This is a genomic window from Nonomuraea sp. SYSU D8015 (genome assembly GCF_008065375.1).
Taxonomy (GTDB): domain Bacteria; phylum Actinomycetota; class Actinomycetes; order Streptosporangiales; family Streptosporangiaceae; genus Nonomuraea.
On record NZ_VJYI01000003.1, the window covers coordinates 642,587 to 659,203 of the forward strand.

10 protein-coding genes are annotated in these 16,617 nt (G+C 73.3%); 4 read left to right on the forward strand and 6 right to left on the reverse strand.

The genetic code is table 11. The annotated features are described in order from the left end of the window. Positions 1 to 71: 71 nt before the first annotated feature. The 4 genes from ID574_RS18360 to ID574_RS18375 form a co-directional block, all read right to left on the reverse strand. Positions 72 to 1,442 carry an MFS transporter gene (locus ID574_RS18360; RefSeq protein ID WP_188190089.1) on the reverse strand — a complete coding sequence of 457 codons (1,371 nt, stop codon included), beginning with the start codon at positions 1,440 to 1,442 and terminating at the stop codon, positions 72 to 74. A 118-nt stretch (positions 1,443 to 1,560) separates the two neighbouring features. Continuing rightward, a complete protein-coding gene (locus tag ID574_RS18365; protein ID WP_188190090.1) occupies positions 1,561 to 2,070 on the reverse strand; it encodes a pyridoxamine 5'-phosphate oxidase family protein in 510 nt (169 codons plus the stop codon). A gap of 103 nt (positions 2,071 to 2,173) precedes the next feature. Further along, positions 2,174 to 3,313 (reverse strand): acyl-CoA dehydrogenase family protein, encoded by a 1,140-nt coding sequence (locus tag ID574_RS18370; protein ID WP_188190091.1) that lies wholly within the window; start codon positions 3,311 to 3,313, stop codon positions 2,174 to 2,176. Then, positions 3,310 to 6,678, reverse strand: a complete 3,369-nt coding sequence (locus tag ID574_RS18375; protein WP_223166820.1) for an indolepyruvate ferredoxin oxidoreductase family protein — start codon at positions 6,676 to 6,678, stop codon at positions 3,310 to 3,312. The genes ID574_RS18370 and ID574_RS18375 overlap by 4 nt, the downstream gene beginning before the upstream one ends. Before the next feature lie 154 nt (positions 6,679 to 6,832). Between ID574_RS18375 and ID574_RS18380 the strand changes: the two genes are divergently transcribed. Further along, positions 6,833 to 7,291, forward strand: a complete 459-nt coding sequence (locus tag ID574_RS18380) for an Lrp/AsnC family transcriptional regulator (protein ID WP_188190092.1) — start codon at positions 6,833 to 6,835, stop codon at positions 7,289 to 7,291. A 5-nt stretch (positions 7,292 to 7,296) separates the two neighbouring features. Here ID574_RS18380 and ID574_RS18385 read toward each other — a convergent pair whose 3' ends face one another. Then, positions 7,297 to 8,487, reverse strand: coding sequence for a DUF11 domain-containing protein (locus ID574_RS18385; RefSeq protein ID WP_223166821.1), 1,191 nt, complete (start codon positions 8,485 to 8,487; stop codon positions 7,297 to 7,299). Positions 8,488 to 8,685: 198 nt separating this feature from the next. Between ID574_RS18385 and ID574_RS18390 the strand changes: the two genes are divergently transcribed. Beyond that, the gene (locus ID574_RS18390) at positions 8,686 to 9,483 is read left to right on the forward strand and encodes a class I SAM-dependent methyltransferase (protein ID WP_188190094.1); all 798 of its coding nucleotides are present in this window, start codon (positions 8,686 to 8,688) and stop codon (positions 9,481 to 9,483) included. A 73-nt stretch (positions 9,484 to 9,556) separates the two neighbouring features. Here ID574_RS18390 and ID574_RS18395 read toward each other — a convergent pair whose 3' ends face one another. Next, the gene (locus ID574_RS18395) at positions 9,557 to 10,243 is read right to left on the reverse strand and encodes an adenylate kinase family protein (RefSeq protein ID WP_188190095.1); all 687 of its coding nucleotides are present in this window, start codon (positions 10,241 to 10,243) and stop codon (positions 9,557 to 9,559) included. 292 nt (positions 10,244 to 10,535) lie between these two features. On the opposite strand from ID574_RS18395, the gene ID574_RS18400 reads away from it, so the two are divergent. Next, on the forward strand, positions 10,536 to 11,783 hold the full coding sequence (locus ID574_RS18400) for a C39 family peptidase (protein ID WP_188190096.1): 1,248 nt from the start codon (positions 10,536 to 10,538) through the stop codon (positions 11,781 to 11,783). A 291-nt stretch (positions 11,784 to 12,074) separates the two neighbouring features. Further along, on the forward strand, positions 12,075 to 16,586 hold the full coding sequence (locus ID574_RS18405) for a caspase, EACC1-associated type (RefSeq protein ID WP_188190097.1): 4,512 nt from the start codon (positions 12,075 to 12,077) through the stop codon (positions 16,584 to 16,586). Positions 16,587 to 16,617: the final 31 nt, after the last annotated feature.

Here is a 16,617-nt window from a genome sequence, read left to right on the forward strand (position 1 = left end):
CCCTGAGGAGACTGGGCTACGCCGATGACGTCTACCCCCGCTCCCTGGTCTGGCACCCGCTGGACCACATCTCAGCCGCGGGCGGCCCCCTCCATGACCTTGCGGGCGTCGCGCTCGAACGACGCCCGTGCCCCGAGCGTGAGCAGGCCGCCCGCGACCGCCGGGACCACCAGGATGTACATCCCGGCGAGCAGCGACCCGAGCCGGTCCGAGGCGATGCCGACGACCAGGGAGCCGAAGGCGCCGCCTCCTGTGATGAGCAGCTGCAGGATGGCGAAGCCGAGCCCGCGCGAGGCGGCCGGGACCGCGTCCGCCAGGCACGCCGTCATGTTGGGGATCGCGATGGCCATCAGCGAGGAGGCCAGCAGGACCAGCGCCGCCATGGCGCCGATCGACTCCATCGACAGCGCCCCGGCCAGGACCAGCGAGCCGGCGGTGATGCCGCTGCCGCCGGCCAGCAGGCGGCCGCCCTTGCGTGTGCCGTGCCACTTCCTGCCCAGCCACGAGCCGACCAGGGTGCCGATCAACGTGCCCGCTATCGTGATCAGTCCGCTCAGCGAGCCTGCCGTGCCCGTGCCGACACCGAAGGCGCGCACCATGAACGTGGGCAGCCAGTAGAAGATCCCGGCCAGGCCCAGGGTGAGGAGCGACAGGCCGGTGCAGACGAACACCAGGGTGGGGATGGCGAGAACCTCCCGGAACTGCCGCCAGAACGGCGGCTTCGCCACGGATCCCCCGCCTGCGGATCCGGCGGAGGCCGGGACAGTGCCGCCTACGGAGAGCGGGGCAGTGCCGCCTGCAGTGCCGCCTGCGGCCACCAGGCGGTCCAGTTCGCCGCGTCGCGGCTCGCGCAGCAGCCAGACGAGCAGGGCCGTGAGCACACCCGGCACGACCATCACGAGGAACGCGATGCGCCACGAGAACGCCTCGGCCAGCACCCCGCCGAGCAGCGTCCCGACGCCCCCGAGGTGCGTGGTGACACGCGTGAGCCCGTACGCCTTCGCCCGGCTGACCGGCGGGTAGTAGTCGGCGAGGAGGCTGCCGGAGGCGGGGTTGTCGATGTTCTCGGCCGCGGCCAGCAGCACGCGCATCAGGTAGAACATCAGGAAGCCCGTGGCCAGGCCGGAGCCCAGCGTGGCGATGGCCCAGACGAGGACCACCACCGCGATGATCCGGGTGCGGCTGAGCCGGTCGGCCAGATACCCGGCGGGCAGGGCCACGACCGCCGCGGCCAGGGCGGCGGCCGTCGGTATTGAGCCGGCGGCGGTGTCGCTGAAGCCCCACTCGTCCTGGACGGCCGGGAGCACGCCGGTGAGCAGGTTGTACTCGATCCGGTCCACGAACCCGACGATGAACAGGACGACCAGCGGCGCCCAGCCGAACGGCGCGCGGGAGCCCGCGTCGATGGCGTCGGTGCGCGGCGCACCCAACGTCCCGACCATGCCCACCCTTTCTCAGCAGAGTGGTACAAGTTACAGGATCGGCACATGGGGACGGCGAGACGGCACTCGGCGGATCACCCCGCCGCTCGGGACTACCTGAGTGGCCGGATCAGGCGGGTCACGTGAGCTTCGCGAGGTCGGGGGCGTAGACGGTCATCCAGTGCGGATGCAGCCGGTAGTAGACCACGTCCTTTTCCCAGTCGGAGAAGTCGCCGTAGAAATCCTTGAAGTACGCCAGCAGGTCCGGCCAGTCCGCGGCCGGCTCCCCGTCCAGGGGGTTGAGGATCTCCACCGTGCCGTGCGTGAACACGCCCAGGTCCTCACCGCGCATGTGCGCGACGCTGGCGGCGGGGCGGGCGGCCAGGTGGCGGGCCTTGGCGGCGCCGGGCGCCGTGCCGAAGTGCCACTTCCCGTGCAGGAAATGACCGTCCACGCCGCTGATCCGCGGCTCGCCCTTCGCCGTCACGGTGGACAGGGCGAGGGTGCACATGCCGGTGAGGACCTGCGTGAGCTGCTCCGCGGTCAGCGTGCGCTCGGCGACGATCGAGCGGAGGTGGGTGGTGGAGCGGGACAGTGAGGCGTCGAGCAGGGCCTGGAGCTCTTTGAGATCTTGTGGCGTTTCGCGCATGGAGGTCCTTTCCATCCGGAGGGGCCCGGTCCACGTCCGCCAACGACGCCGACCGGTTGAACCCATGCTCGACCCAAAACCCGACACCTTGTGTCGCATTTCTTCACCCGGCGAGGTGACGGCTGATGACCAGGCGCTGGATCTGGTTGGTCCCCTCGAAGATCTGCATGATCTTGGCCTCGCGCATGTAGCGCTCGACGCGGAACTCCCGCGTGTACCCGTATCCGCCGAACACCTGCACCGCGTCCGTCGTCACCTTCATGGCCGTGTCGGTGGCCACGAGCTTGGCGACGCTCGCCTGGCGGCTGTACGGCAGGCCGGCGTCGCGGCGGCGGGCGGCGTCCAGGTACGTGGCCCGCGCGCTGTCCACCCCGGCCGCCATGTCCGCCAGCAGGAACCCGAGCCCCTGATGGTCGATGATGCGCTTGCCGAACGTCTTCCGCTCCTTTGCGTAGGCCACCGCCTCGTCGAGCGCGGCCTGGGCCAAACCCGTCGCGCAGGCGGCGATCCCGAGGCGGCCGGAGTCGAGCGCGCTGAAGGCGATCTGGAGACCCTGGCCTTCGTCGCCGATCAGCCGGTCGGCCCCCAGGACGGCGCCGTCCCAATGGGCGCTGGTGGTGGGGACGGCGTGAAGGCCCATCTTCTCCTCCGGGCGGCCGAACGACAGGCCCTCGGCCGCGCCCGGCGCCAGGAAGCAGGAGATGCCGCGCGAGCCCTCCCCGGTCCGGGCGAACAGGGCGTAGAAGTCGGCGATGCCGCCGTGGGTGATCCACGCCTTGCTGCCGGTGATCCGGTAGCCGTCCGCGACCCGCTCCGCCTTGCACGTCAGCGCCCCGGCGTCGGAGCCGGCCTGCGGCTCGGACAGGCTGTAGCCGCCGATCAGGCGCCCGGCCAGCATGTCGGGCAGCCAGCGCGCCCGCTGCTCCTCCGTGCCGTAGGTGAAGACCGGGAAGCAGGCCAGGGTGTGCACGCTGGTGGCCACCGCGACGGCCGCCCAGCGCATCGCCAGCTCCTCGATGACCTGCAGGTACACCTCGTACGGCTGCGCGCCGCCCCCGTACTCCTCCGGGTACGGCAGCCCGAGCAGCCCGGCCTCGCCCAGCAGCCGGAACAACCCGGTGGGGTACGTCTCGGCGCGCTCGTGCTCGTCGGCCCGCCGCGCGAGCTCCTTGTCGGCGATCTCGCGGGTCAGCTCGACGAGGTCCCTGGCGTCCTGGTCGGGCAGCAGACGGTCGACGGTCACGGCACCTCCAAGGGCTCGTCCAGCCGCGTCAGGGCGGTCCTGGCGCGTTCGCGGAAGTCGGCGACGCGGGCGAGCTTGATGTCCTCGTACCCCCGGATCAGCTCGGGCAGCCCGGCGATCTCGGCGACGGCGTCGGCGGTGGCGGGCGTGAGCCGGGCGAGGGCGGCGCGCACGAGGTCGCGGTACTCGCCGACGAGCTCCCGCTCGACGCGGCGCACCCGGGCCCGGCCGAACACGTCGAACGCGGTCCCCCGCAGCACCCGGGCGGCCCGCAGCCCGCGGAACAACACGGGGGCCGAGCGACGCAGCTTGATCTTGCGCTTCATGCCCAGCGCGCGCAGCACCGGAGGGTGCAGCAGCACGGTGACGACCGCGTCCGCGCCGAACTCGCGTTCCCGCCTGGCCTGCTCGGCGGGGTCGAGGTGGAGGCGGGCGACCTCGTACTCGTCCTTGTACGCCATGAGCTTGTGCAGGCCGCGGGCGTAGGCGAGGGCGATGGCCGCGCCGGCCTCCTCGCCCGCGCGCTCGACCGCGAGTTCCGTCACCCGCCGCACGTCCTCCTCGTACGTACGGGCGTAGTCCGCGTTCTGGTACCCGGTCAGGTCGGCGACGCGGATGGCCACGACCTCGTCCAGCTTCTCGGCCGGCTCCTCGGCCACCCCCAGAGCGGCCCGGCGTACGGCCTCGGGGTCGGCCACGGCGGCGCGGCCCCAGCGGAAGGCGGCGAGGTTCTGCTCGACGGCGGCCCTGTTGAGGGTGATCGCCTGCTCGATGGCGGCGGCCGACACCGGCAGCAGGCCGTGCTGGTAGGCGGCGCCGACGAGCAGCAGGTTGGCCGGCATGTGGTCGCCGAACAGCGCCTCGGCGAGTTCGTGGGCGTCCAGGCACGCGACGCTCCGGGTGGCGGACTCGACGCGGGCGACCGCGGCGGCGTGCCCCGGCACGGGCATGCGGCCGGTCACCATGGCGGCGGTGGGCACGACGGCGGTGTTGAGCACGGCCGCGGTGCGATCGCGCGCGGCGACGGCCAGGTTGGCGTCGGAGGCCGCGCCGAGCAGGTCGAACCCGATCAGCACGTCCGCGTGCCCGTGCGAGGCGCGGACCGCGCCCGTGATGGGGTGCGGTGAGATCCGCACGTCGCTGACCACGGGCCCGCCCTTCTGCGCCAGGCCCGTCTGCTCCAGCCCGGCCGCGTGCAGCCCGTCGAGGTGGGCGGCCATCTGGAGGATCTGCGAGACGGTGACGACGCCGGTGCCGCCGATGCCGGGCATCCTGATCAGCGCCTCCCCCGGCCTGCTGCCGGGTTCCGGCGGGTCCAGGGGCAGGGGTGGTGTCCGGCGGGCGGGCTTGGTGCCCGGCTCGACCAGCAGGAACGACGGGCAGTCGCCCTTGAGGCAACTGAGGTCGGAGTTGCAGGAGGCCTGGTGGATGTGGGTCTTGCGGCCGTACTCCGTCTCGACCGGCTGCACGGACAGGCACGTCGAGACGTCGCCGCAGTCGCCGCAGCCCTCGCAGACCCGCTCGTTCACCACGACCTTCTCGACCGGCGTGGGCAGCTTGCCGCGCTTGCGGAGCCGCCGCTCCTCGGCCGCGCACCGGTCGTCGTGGATGAGCACGGTCACGCCGTCGAGCGCGGCCAGCTCCTTCTCGGCCTCGGCCAGGTCGTCGCGGTGGCGTACGGACGCGATCGGGGCCAGCCGCACGCCCCGGTACGTCTCCGGCTCGGGTGTCGTGACCACGATGCGGCGCACGCCCTCCATGGCCAGCTCGTGCGTGAGCGCGGGCACGTCGAGGCGGCCCTCGGCGCGCTGCCCGCCGGTCATGGCGACGGCGTCGTTGTAGAGCAGCTTGTACGTCATCGTCACCCCGGCAGCGACGGCGGCCCTGATCGCCAGGGAGCCGGAGTGGTGGAAGGTGCCGTCGCCGAGGTTCTGCACGAAGTGCCGGTCGTCGGTGAACGGCGCCAGTCCGATCCACTGGGCGCCCTCGCCGCCCATCTGCGTGATGCCGACCTGTGTGCCGCGCCCGTGCCCGTCCAGCGCGATCATGGCGTGGCAGCCGATGCCGACGCCGACCAGCGTGTCGTCGGCCGTGCGGGTGGAGGTGTTGTGCGGGCAGCCCGAGCAGAAATAGGGCGTGCGCGCGGCCACGAGCGGCAGCGAGCGGCGCCCGGTCACCAGGACGGGCTTGCGGGGGAGCCGGTCGGGGCCCAGGCAGGCGGCGACGGCCTTGGCCACGTCCTCGGCGCCCAGCGTGCCGCGCGCGGTCAGCAGGTCCCTGCCGGAGACGGCCGGGACGCGCTCGCGGCCGTACAACGCCTGCTTGACCTGTCCTTCCAGGAACGGCACCTTGTCCTCGACCACGAGCACCCGGTCCAGGTCGGCGGTCATGGCGGCCAGGTCGTCGTAGGCCAGCGGGAACGGCATCGCCAGCCTGATCAGCCGCAGCCCCAGGTCGTCCATGGCGGTCTCGTCCAGGCCGAGGTCCGCCAGCGCCCGCAGGACCACCGCGTACGTGGTGCCGGAGGCCACGATGCCGAGGGCGGTGTTGCCCGCCCCGGACATCACCCGGTTGAGCCCGTGCGTGCGGGCGTAGTCGCGGGCCAGGTCGAGCCGGCGGGTGAGCATGTCGTGCTCGGCGTCGAGCGCGGCCGCGCCCAGCAGGATGGGGGGCGCCTCGACCGGGCGGCGCCCGGGGACGGGGATGCCGGCGCGCAGAGGGCCGAGGTCCACGGTGGCGGCGGCGTCGGCGATGTCCGCGACGATCTTCAGCGCGGTCCACAGGCCGGTGGCGCGGGACATGGCCACCGCGTGCAGCCCGAACTCGATGATCTCCGCGACCGAGCCCGGCGCCAGCAGCGGCATCGACAGGCTCTGGCACATCGGCTCGCACGAGCTGGGCAGCGTCGAGGACTTGCAGCCGGGGTCGTCGCCGATCCAGGCCACGGCGCCGCCGAGCGGTGCGGTGCCGGCCACGTTGGCGTGCCTGATGGCGTCGGCGGCCCGGTCGAGGCCGGGGTTCTTGCCGTACCAGAAGCCCGTCACGCCCTCGTGGCGGCGTCCGGGCACCTGGCCGAGCAGCTGGGTCCCGGCCACGGACGTGGCCGCGAGCTCCTCGTTCAGCCCGGGCTGGAAGACCACGCCCGCCCCGTCCAGGAACCGCGCCGCCCGCCCCATCTCCAGGTCCACGCCGGCGAGCGGCGAGCCCTGGTAGCCGGAGACGAAGGCCCGCGTGTCCAGCCCGCGCTCCCGGTCCAGGCGGCGCTGTTCCAGCGTCAGGCGGACCAGCGCCTGGATGCCCGAGATGAGCACCCGGCCGTCCAGGGCTGTGTACTTGTCGTCGAGCGACACGGGCGTCTCGCTCACGCTGACCTCCTGGCGTCGTACGTGTGATTCCCAGCACAGCAACGTGGGCAGGACATTCGCAAGTATTAGATGAGAAAGCGCGTAGAAGACGCAAACAATATGAGGAGTTCAACTTCCTGGTTGATGTTCTTTGCGCCTGAAGGAGGGTTCCGCCGTGCCTGACGTGGACGAGATCGATCACCACGTGCTGCGGCTGCTGCGTGAGGACGGGCGCAGGACGTTCTCGGAGATGGCCGAGCTGGTCGGGCTGTCGGTGGCCGCGGTCAAGCGGCGGGTGGACCGGCTCAGGCAGATCGGCGTGATCAAGGGGTTCACCGTGCAGATCGACTACGGCAAGCTCGGGTGGGGCATCGAGGCGTTCACCGAGCTGCGTTATCCGGGGACGACGCCGGTCAGCGAGATCGTGCGCACCGCGACGGAGGTGCCCGAGGTGCAGGCGGTGTTCACGATCGCCGGTGATCCCGACGCGCTGATCCACGTACGGGTGCGGGACCTCGGGCACCTGCAGCAGGTCATCGACCGGCTGCGCCGGGCCGGGGACGTGACCGGCACGAAGACGTTGCTGGTGCTCGGGTCGTGGACCCGGGAGGCGCTGGCGCCCGGCGCCGGCTGAGGCCGTCAGGGGGTTGTTTCCTCCTGCTCGCGGCGCGAGAGGTAGCGGACGAGCAGGCCGACGGCGAGCAGCACCGGAACGCCGAGTCCGATCAGCCACTGCGACACGCCGGCCATGGGGATGGTCTCGCGGACGGGCTGGGGAGGCGGCGCCCCGGCCTTCGCCGGGGCCGCGACGGGCTCGGCCGGGTCGAGCGGTTCGTGCTCGACCGGGGCTTCCCCTCCGCCTGGCCCTTCGCCCGGCCCCTCGGTGGCGGAGGCGGGGCGCGGCTCCCGCGGGCCGTCGCCGGCCTGCCCGGGTTGGCCGGACGCCCGCACGGGGGCGGGCTCCTCCGTCGGCGTGACCGTGTGCGTGTGGACGCGGGAAGGGCTCGGCTCCGGGGTCGGCCGGATCGGTTCGACGGCCGTGGACGTGCAGGAGCGGTTGTTCGCGGTGTTCTCCTCGCGGGTGCCGGTGACGACGGTGGCGCAGTTGCCGATCGGGCCTGTGGCGGCGGGGGCGGCGGTGAAGGTGAGCGTCCTGCGTTCACGAGGGGCGAGGGTGCCGAGCGGGCAGGTCAGGGTGGGGCCGCCGCCCGGGCATTCGGCTGGGCGGCCGGTGACCGTGGTCCGCTCGACGGGGTGCTGCACGGTGACGTCCACCGCCGGGGAGGGGCCCTTGTTGGTGACGGTCACCGTGTACGCGATGCCGTCGCCCTCCTGTACGGCGGCCGGGCCGGTCGTGGCGATCTCCACGTCGGCCATGGATCGGATCCGGCTGATCACCTGCGTCGTGTCGCCCGGCGTGTGCGGGGCGGTGACGTGGGCGCGGGTGGAGACCGTCGTGCCGTCGGGGAGCGACGGGTCCACCATGACCGGGATCTCGTAGGTCACGCTCCGTCCGGCCGGGATCGTCAGGTCCGGTCCGCCGCAGGTGACGGTCCGGTCGGCGAGGGAGCAGCCGCCCGGGAGGAGACCCGCGGCCGTGCCGGGTGCCAGGGTGTCGGTGATCGTGGCGCCCTCGGCGTCCCGGCCGCCCGTGTTCGTGACGGTGACCGTGTGGATGGACTCGCCGCCGGCGGTCAACGGGTCCGGGGTGACGGTCGTGGTGATCCGGAGCTCGGGTCCGGGGGCGGCCCCCTCGGGATGGCCGCCGCTCCAGCCGCCACCGGCCAGCGCCGCGAGCGCGGCGACCGCCGCGATTCCCGGCATGCGCATTTCGTCCCCCCGCGTGAACGTGCCGTACCTGCTCGACCCCGGAGCGATCCTCCTTCCCCCGGCCCACGCGCAGGGGCGATCAGACCGGAGCCAGACGCTTCCATGACCGAGTCCTTGCCGTGGGGCACGCGACCGGATCGTTCCGCGCTCGACGAACATCGCCGAACGCGGCGTTCCGGCGGGCGTAGTGTCGGGACCATGCCAGGTGCCGCCCGTTACGACGACATCGCCGACTTCTACGCGGCCCGCTGGACCGACGCCGTCGACGACCCCGCCTCCGTCCGCCTGCTCGGCCTGCTGGAGCCGGTCGCGGGCCGCCGGGTCCTGGAGCTCGCCTGCGGCCACGGCCGGATCAGCCGCGCGCTGGCCCGCCGGGGCGCCCAGGTCGTGGGCGTCGACCTCTCCTCCGCCCTGATCGAAAAGGCCCGCGCCGCCGAACGCGACTCCCCGCTCGGCGTCCACTACGTCCACGCCGACGTGACGAGGCCCGGCTTCCTCGAAGGGAGTGCGCCCGGGCCGGAGGGCTCGGGCGCGAGCGGCACCGGGATCCCTGCGACCGCGCCGGGCCCCGCCGTGTTCGACGCCGTGGTGTGCAGTTTCGGCCTGTCCGACATCGACGACCTCGACGGCGCCGTCGCCGGGGCCGTCCGCGCCCTCCGGCCCGGGGGCGTGTTCGCGTGTTCGATCCTCCACCCGTGCTTCCCGGGCGGCCTGGGCGTCTCCGGTTCCTGGCCCGGGGACGCGCGCTACCACGCGGAGGGCTGGTGGCGGGCCGACGGCGAGCTGTCGTCCCTGCGCCGCCAGGTCGGCGCGAACCATCGCACCCTCTCGACCTACCTCAACACGCTGCGCCGCCACGGCCTCTGGCTGGACGAAATGGCCGAGCCGGAGCCAGCCCCGGAATGGGCCGCCACCCGGGCGGACGCGGCGAAGTTCCCGGTGTATCTGGTGCTGAGATGCGTCAAGAGCGACATTTCTCCGTTGAGGAAACCGTAACAGCAATTGACGCCCGACAATCATATTCGTCCACTGGCGGCCATTTTCGCGCGCTTCATAAAAGCGCGACGCACTAGGAAAACGGCCGGGCCTCCGCTGGGTCGTCGGTCCGCGCCGGGTCGTAGGGCGGCAGGTTGAAGCGGGCGCGAATGGTCTGCTGGACGGTGACCTTGTCGGCCCGCGCGTCCACGGTCATCACATATTCCTTGCGCCGGAACAGCTCGATCACCGGATCGATCTTGCTGTGGTACTCGCGCAGCCGCCTGGCCAGCGCCTCCGGGGTGTCGTCCGCCCGCGTGACCAGCTCCCCGCCGCACACGTCGCATCGGCCCTCGACCTCCGGACGGTGCGCGATCAGGTTGTAGTCCATGCCGCAGCGCGAGCACAGCCGCCGGGCCAGGACGCGCCGGCGTACCTCGTCGTCCGGCAGGTCGAGATGGATCACCCCGTCGATGTCGTAGCTTTCCAGGAAGAACTCGGCCTGCCGCCGGTTGCGCGGGAAGCCGTCGATGACGAACCCGTAGTTCCAGTCGTGCAGCTGGAGCCGGTCCCTGACGACGTCCTCGACGAGGTCGTCGCCCACCAGTTCGCCCGCCGCGACCAGGCGGCGGACCTGGGCGCCGAGCTTGGTGTGGTTCTTGACGTGCCAGCGGAAGATGTCGCCGACGCTGATGTGGACCAGATCGAGGTCGGCCGCGAGCAACTGGCTCTGCGTGCCCTTGCCGCTCCCCTGCACACCCATGATCACGTATTTCCGCATGTCTCATCACTCTCGCGGTCATGTCATCTTCGAGCATCGTCACCATCCCATCCAGGCTCCACCCTGGGAAGCCGCGCGTTGCCACCGCATATGCGTTCTCGGTGTTCTCGCCGTCCATGCGCCTGATTTCGCCCGGCGTGGGGACGGGATTTTCCGCGCGTCGCCGGAATAGCCTCGATCGATGAACGGAGGGGAATGGCTGCGCCGACGGATACGTATATTTCCCGATGCTCCGCCTGCCCGGCGTGCCTACTCTGTGGCCCATCGAGCGCCCTGGCGAGAAGGTGGGTACATGCGTGCGCTGACCGTGATCCTGTCGTCCCTCCTCGTGATCACGACCCTCTCCCCGTCCGCGACCGCGAGACCGGCGCCCGCCGCGCCGGCGGACGTGGTCTTCCAGCGGGCCGACTTCACGACCGGCACGGCGGAGGGCACGACGGCCGGTGACGGCCTGTCGTTCGGCTCGCCCGCCGGCACCACCTCCTACACCGACGCCCTGGGCACCAAGACCTGGGAGTACGCCCGCTGGACCGGCCCCGAGCGGGCCGTCGGCTTCTCCGCGACCGAGCTGGTCGCCTCCTGGACCGCGGACCTGCCCGCGGGCAGCTGGCTGCAGGTCGAGGCCCGTGCCAGGAACGCCGAGGGGCTGACGAAGTGGTACTCGCTGGGCCGCTGGGCGTACGCCGAGGGCGACATCCGCCGGACGTCGGTGCCGGGGCAGGGCGACGCGGACGCCACCGTGGCCGTGGACACGCTGGTGGCGGCGGCCGGCAAGCCGTTCAGCGCCTACCAGCTGCGCCTCACGCTCTACCGCACGCCGGGCTCGTCGATCACACCGCGGGTGCGTACGTCCGGCGCCATGGCCTCCAACGTGCCCGAGCGCAAGACGGTGCCGGTCAGCCCGGGCGGCGGCGCCTGGGGCATCGAGCTGAACGTGCCGCGCCGCTCCCAGAACGTGCACGAGGGTCACTACCCCGAATGGGACGGCGGCGGCGAGGCGTGGTGCAGCCCGACCTCGACCACGATGGTGCTGGGTTACTGGGGCAAGTGGCCGAGCGCGCAGGACACCGCGTGGGTCGATCCGTCCGACCCCAACCCGGAGGTCGACTACGCCGCCCGCTACACCTACGACCATGCCTACCAGGGCGCGGGGAACTGGCCGTTCAACACCGCCTACGCGGGCCGCTACGGCATGGACGGGTTCGTCACCAGGCTGCGGTCGCTGACCGAGCTGGAGCAGCTGATCAAGGCGGGCGTTCCGGTCATCACTTCGCAGTCCTTCAAGAAGAGCGAACTGCCCGGTGCGGGATACGGCACCAACGGCCACCTCATGGCGGTCGTCGGCTTCACCGCGACCGGCGATGTGATCGCCAACGATCCGGCGTCGCCGAGCAACGACGCCGTGCGGCGCGTCTATCCGCGCGCCGACTTCGAGAACGTCTGGCTGCGCAGCTCCAGCAGCGGCGGCATCACGTACGTCATCCACCCGCCGGGCCACCCCCTGCCCGCCACGACCCCGGGCCTGCCGGCCAACTGGTGAGCCCACCCTCCCGCGGGCCGGTGGCGGCGCGCCGACCGCGCTCATGGCCAGGCCGGTCCCCCGGCCGGTCACCAGGCGCACCCGCCCCGGCCACCGGTCGCCGGTGCGCCGCCGGTCTCCGTCGTTCTCGGGCAGCACGGGACTCAGGCATATTCATGGACCGCCCTTGGAGGGCGCGGTGCGCGTGAACCGTGGCGGTGAGGTGACGAGAGCCCAACTCGACGGGGCGCGGAGACTTCCGTACCCTAACAACCCCGACAACTGCGGCCGACCACGCCGGGGGAGCTCCGGATGACCGAGGACGAATCTACGACGCTGGAGACGACCAGGGTCGTGCGGCCCCGGCGGGACATTCCGCCGCTGCTGTTGTCGTCCGACGGCGCCCGCGTGTTGGTGGCGGGCACCGGCGCGCATCGTCCCTCCTCGCGGCTGCCAGAGGTCCCCGCGGTCCCGTCGACCGTCAACGACGTCGCCCAGGCCCTGGTCGAGCGAGCAGGCCTGCCCCAGGCCGGCCTGACCGTGCTGCTGGACCCGGCGACCCCGGCCAACCTGGGCGAGGCGCTGGAGAAGGCGGCCCGCGAGGCCACGTCGGTCCTGGTGTTCTACTACGTCGGTCACGGCGTCTTCACCCCCGACGGCGAGCTGCACCTGGCCACGCGCGCCACCGTGGACCTCGCCCAGGGGGTGCCCGGCTACCAGGCGCTCCCCTACAGCGTGGTCCGCGGCATCCTGTCGAAGTCGCCCGCCGAGCTGGTCGTCGTCGTTCTGGACTGCTGCTTCACCGGGGGCGGCCGGCCGATGCCGACGAAGGCGATGGACCGGGTCTTCGAGGGCCTGGGCCGCAGCGCGTACGTGCTGGCCTCCTCGTGCAAGGACGAGAACGGATGGGCGCTGCCCGGCGTCCGCCACACGGCGCTCAGCGGAGCCCTGCTCAGGCTGCTGAACGAGGGCGAGGCGGACGGGCCGCCGGCCTTCACGCTCGACCAGGCCTACCACCGTCTGGCCCAGACGCTGCCCGGCGCCGGGTTCCCCAAGCCGCGGCGGCAGGCCACCGACGTGGGCGACCGGCCGCCGCTGGCCGCCAACCCCGCGCACAAGGAGCCGGTCAAGCGCTCGAACCCGCCGATGAGATCCCCCGGCGACCTGTCCAGCCCCTACCGCGGCCTGGCCGCGTACGGGCCCGAGCACGCCGAGCTGTTCTTCGGGCGGGACGAGCTGACGGGGTCGCTGACCAGGCGGGTGCGGCAGGCGCTCAGAGCGGGCGGGCCGCCCGTCGTCATCGGATCGCAGGCGTTCGAGACCGGCGGCCCGCTCGTCCTCACCGGCCCGTCGGGCTGCGGGAAGTCGTCGGTGCTGCGTGCCGGGCTCATCCCCGCCCTCCGGCAGGCGGGCGACGAGGCGTCGTGCGTCGTGTTGGCGCCCGGCGTCGACCCGCTGGGGACGCTGGCCCGCGAGCTGGCCGCGCTCGGCGGCGGCGACCCGGCCCGGTTCCGCGCGATACTCCAGTCCGATCCCGCGGCGGCGCGGCGCCTGGTCCCCGGCCGGCTGCTGCTGGTGGTCGACCAGTTCGAGGAGGTGTTCACCGCCTGCGCGGACGCGGTGGCGCGGCGGCGCTTCACGGAGGCGCTGACCGAGCTGTCCCGGTCGGCGGCCGTGGTGATCGCCGTACGCGCCGAGTTCTTCGGGCGCTGCGCGGCGTACCCGGGGCTGGTGGAGACGATGCGGCGGCCCGAGATCGTCATGCCCATGACCGAGGCCGAGCTGCGCGAGGTGATCGAGCAGCCGGCGATCAGGTCGGGGCTCAGCCTGGAGCCGGGGCTCACGGACCTGATCCTGGAGGACCTGCGGGCGGAGGAGGCGGCGCTGGAGCGGGCGGGCGGCCTGCTGCCGCTGCTGTCGCACGCCCTGCTGGCGACCTGGCAGCGGCGCTCCGGCGGCGTGCTGACCATGGCGGGCTATCGGTCGGCGGGCGGCGTCACCGGGGCCGTGGCGATGAGCGCCGAGGACACGCTGCGCGGGCTCGGCGCGGAGTTCGAGCCGCTGGCGCGGGACCTGCTGCTGCGGCTGGTACGCGTGGACGACCAGCTCGGCGGCACCTCGCAGCGGGTCACGCTGGCCGAGCTGGCGCCCGAGGCGCCGTCCGTGGGCGGGCAGGTCATGGCGGAGCTGGTCAGGTCGCGGCTGGTCGTGGTGGCCGGCGGCGAGGCCGAGCTGTCGCACGAGGCCCTCATCCGGGCCTGGCCCCGGCTCGGCGGGTGGATCGACGCCCGGCGCGCCGGACTGCTCGTACGCCACCGCCTGGCCGAGGACGCGGCGGCGTGGCGGCGAGAGGGCGAGGACCCGGCGCTCCTCTACACCGACAGCCGCCTGGCGACCGCCCAGGCCATGGTCGCCGCCCTGCCGGCGCCCGGCGGCCCGCGTCCGGCGACGGGCGGCCCGGCCGGCGCGCGGGGTCCGGCACGCCCGGGCGCGCCCGTGCAGCGCGGCCCGGGAGACGGCGCGATCACCGACGTCGAGCGGGCGTTCCTGGCGGCGTCGCGGCGGCGGCAGCGGCGGCGCTCGACGATCAGCCGCGCCGTCATCGCCGCCCTCTCTGTGCTCCTGCTGGCGGCGCTGAGCGGCGGCGGGCTCGCGCTGTGGCAGTCGGCGCAGTCGAACACGCGGGCCGGCGCGGCGGCCACGCAACGCGACCAGGCATTGTCCCGCCAGCTCGCCATGGCGGCCGCCACCCTTCCCGACACGTCGCTCGCCGCCCAGCTGGCGCTGAGCGCGTACCGGATCTCCCCCACCGCCGAGGCCCGGGGGGCGCTGCTCGGCACGCTCTCCCGCCCGGTCGGCGCCCGCATGATCGGCCACACCGCGCCCGTCGAACGGGTCGCCTACCGGCCCGACGGCCGGGTCGTCGCCACCGTCTCCGGCGACAACACCGCCCGGCTGTGGAACGTCGCCGACCCGCTCCGCCCCAAGAGCGCGGGCGTCGTCAAGGGCCACACGAAGGGTCTGACGGCGGCGGCGTTCAGCGCGAACGGCCGCGTCCTCGCGACCGGCTCCGCCGACGAGACCGCGCGCCTCTGGGAGGTCTCCGACACCGGGCAGCCGCGCGCCCTGTCCACGGTCAAGGGCCACGAGCAGCCGGTGGGCGCGGTGGCGTTCAACCCCAAGGGCGACCTCCTGGCGACCGCGGGCGCCGATGAGTCCGTACGCCTCTGGAACATCGCCGACACCGCCAAACCGCAGGCGGTCGCCGTGCTCAAGCAGGACACCACCCCCACGGACGTGGCCTTCAGCCCCGACGGCCGCATGCTGGCGGTCACCTCGGCCGGCGGCGTCGCCCTCCTGGACGTCCTCACCCCCGCCAAGCCCGCCAGCCTGGCGTCGCTGAAGCCGACGGACGGCGGCGGCGTCACCGGCGTGGCGTTCAGCGCGAACGGCCAGAACCTCGTCACGGCCTCCACCACCGGCGCCCTGCACGTGTGGAACATCGCCACGGCGAGAGTCATCGGCACGGCCACCGGGCACGCCTCGGCGGTCCGGGACGTGGCGTTCAGCCCCGACGGCAACGTGCTGGCCAGCGCCTCCGCCGACGGCACCGCGCGGCTGTGGGACGTCACCAGCCCGAACTCGCCCCGGGCGGCAGGCATACTGAACGGTTTCGCGGGCGCGGTGACCGGGGTGGCGTTCGGCGCGAACGGCCAGAACCTCGCCACGTCGTCGGCGGACGGCACGGCCCGGATGTGGAACGTCGCCGATCCGGCCGAGGTCGCCGCCCGCGCCCGGCTCACCGGGCACACCGCGCTCGTCAACGGCCTCACGATCGCCAAGAGCGGCCGCACGCTGGCCACCGTCTCGGGCGACAAGACCATCAAGCTGTGGGACGTCGCCGATCCGGCGGCGGCCACGCCGGTGGCCACGCTGCGCGGGCACACCGCGGCCGTCGTGTCGGCGGCGTTCAGCCCCGACGGCCGCCACCTGGTGTCCGCCTCGCTCGACCGGACCGCCCGGATGTGGGACGTCTCCACGCCCGCCAGCCCGAAGCTGGTGTCCACCCTCCAGGGGCACACGGGCGGGCTGCGGTCGGCGGTGTACAGCGGCAGCGGCGCGCTCGTGGCGACGACCGGGCAGGACGGCAGGACCCTGGTGTGGGACGTCTCCGCGGCCAGCAGCCCGAAGCGGCTCGCGCTGCCGGACGCGGCCGACGACCGGCTGACCGCGGCCGCGTTCCGGCCGGACGGGCGGATGCTCGCGACCGGCTCGGGCACGGCCTCCGTACGGCTGTGGGACCTGTCCGACCGGGCGAAGCCGCGTCTTGCGGCCGACTTCTCCGCGCACGCGGCGGGCGTGCTCGACCTGCAGTTCAGCCGGGACGGCAAGGCCCTGGCCACGACGGCCTCGGACGGGACGGCGCGGCTGTGGGACGTCACCAGGCCGGAGCAGCCCAAGCGGCTGTCGATCCTGCAGGGCCACCTGTCGGACGTGGCCGCGGTCGCCTTCAGCGCGGACGGCCGCTCGCTGGCCACCGCGTCGCGGGATCGCACCATCCGGGTGTGGAACATCGCGAACCGGGCCCAGCCGTCGCTGTGGGCGGTGTTCGCGAGCCCGTACGCGGTGGACGACGTGGAGTTCGGCGCCGACGGCACCTTCCTGGCCGCCACCTCCGACACGGCCGCCCAGCTGTGGGGGCTGGACGTGGAGCAGGCGACCGCCACCACGTGCGAGACGTCCGGGATGTCGATCACCCGCGCCGAGTGGGCCCAATACATCCCCGGCCGCCCCTACTCCCTCCCCTGCCCCGCCCAGAACTGACCACCACCCGGACCGGGCGCGGGAAGGTTCG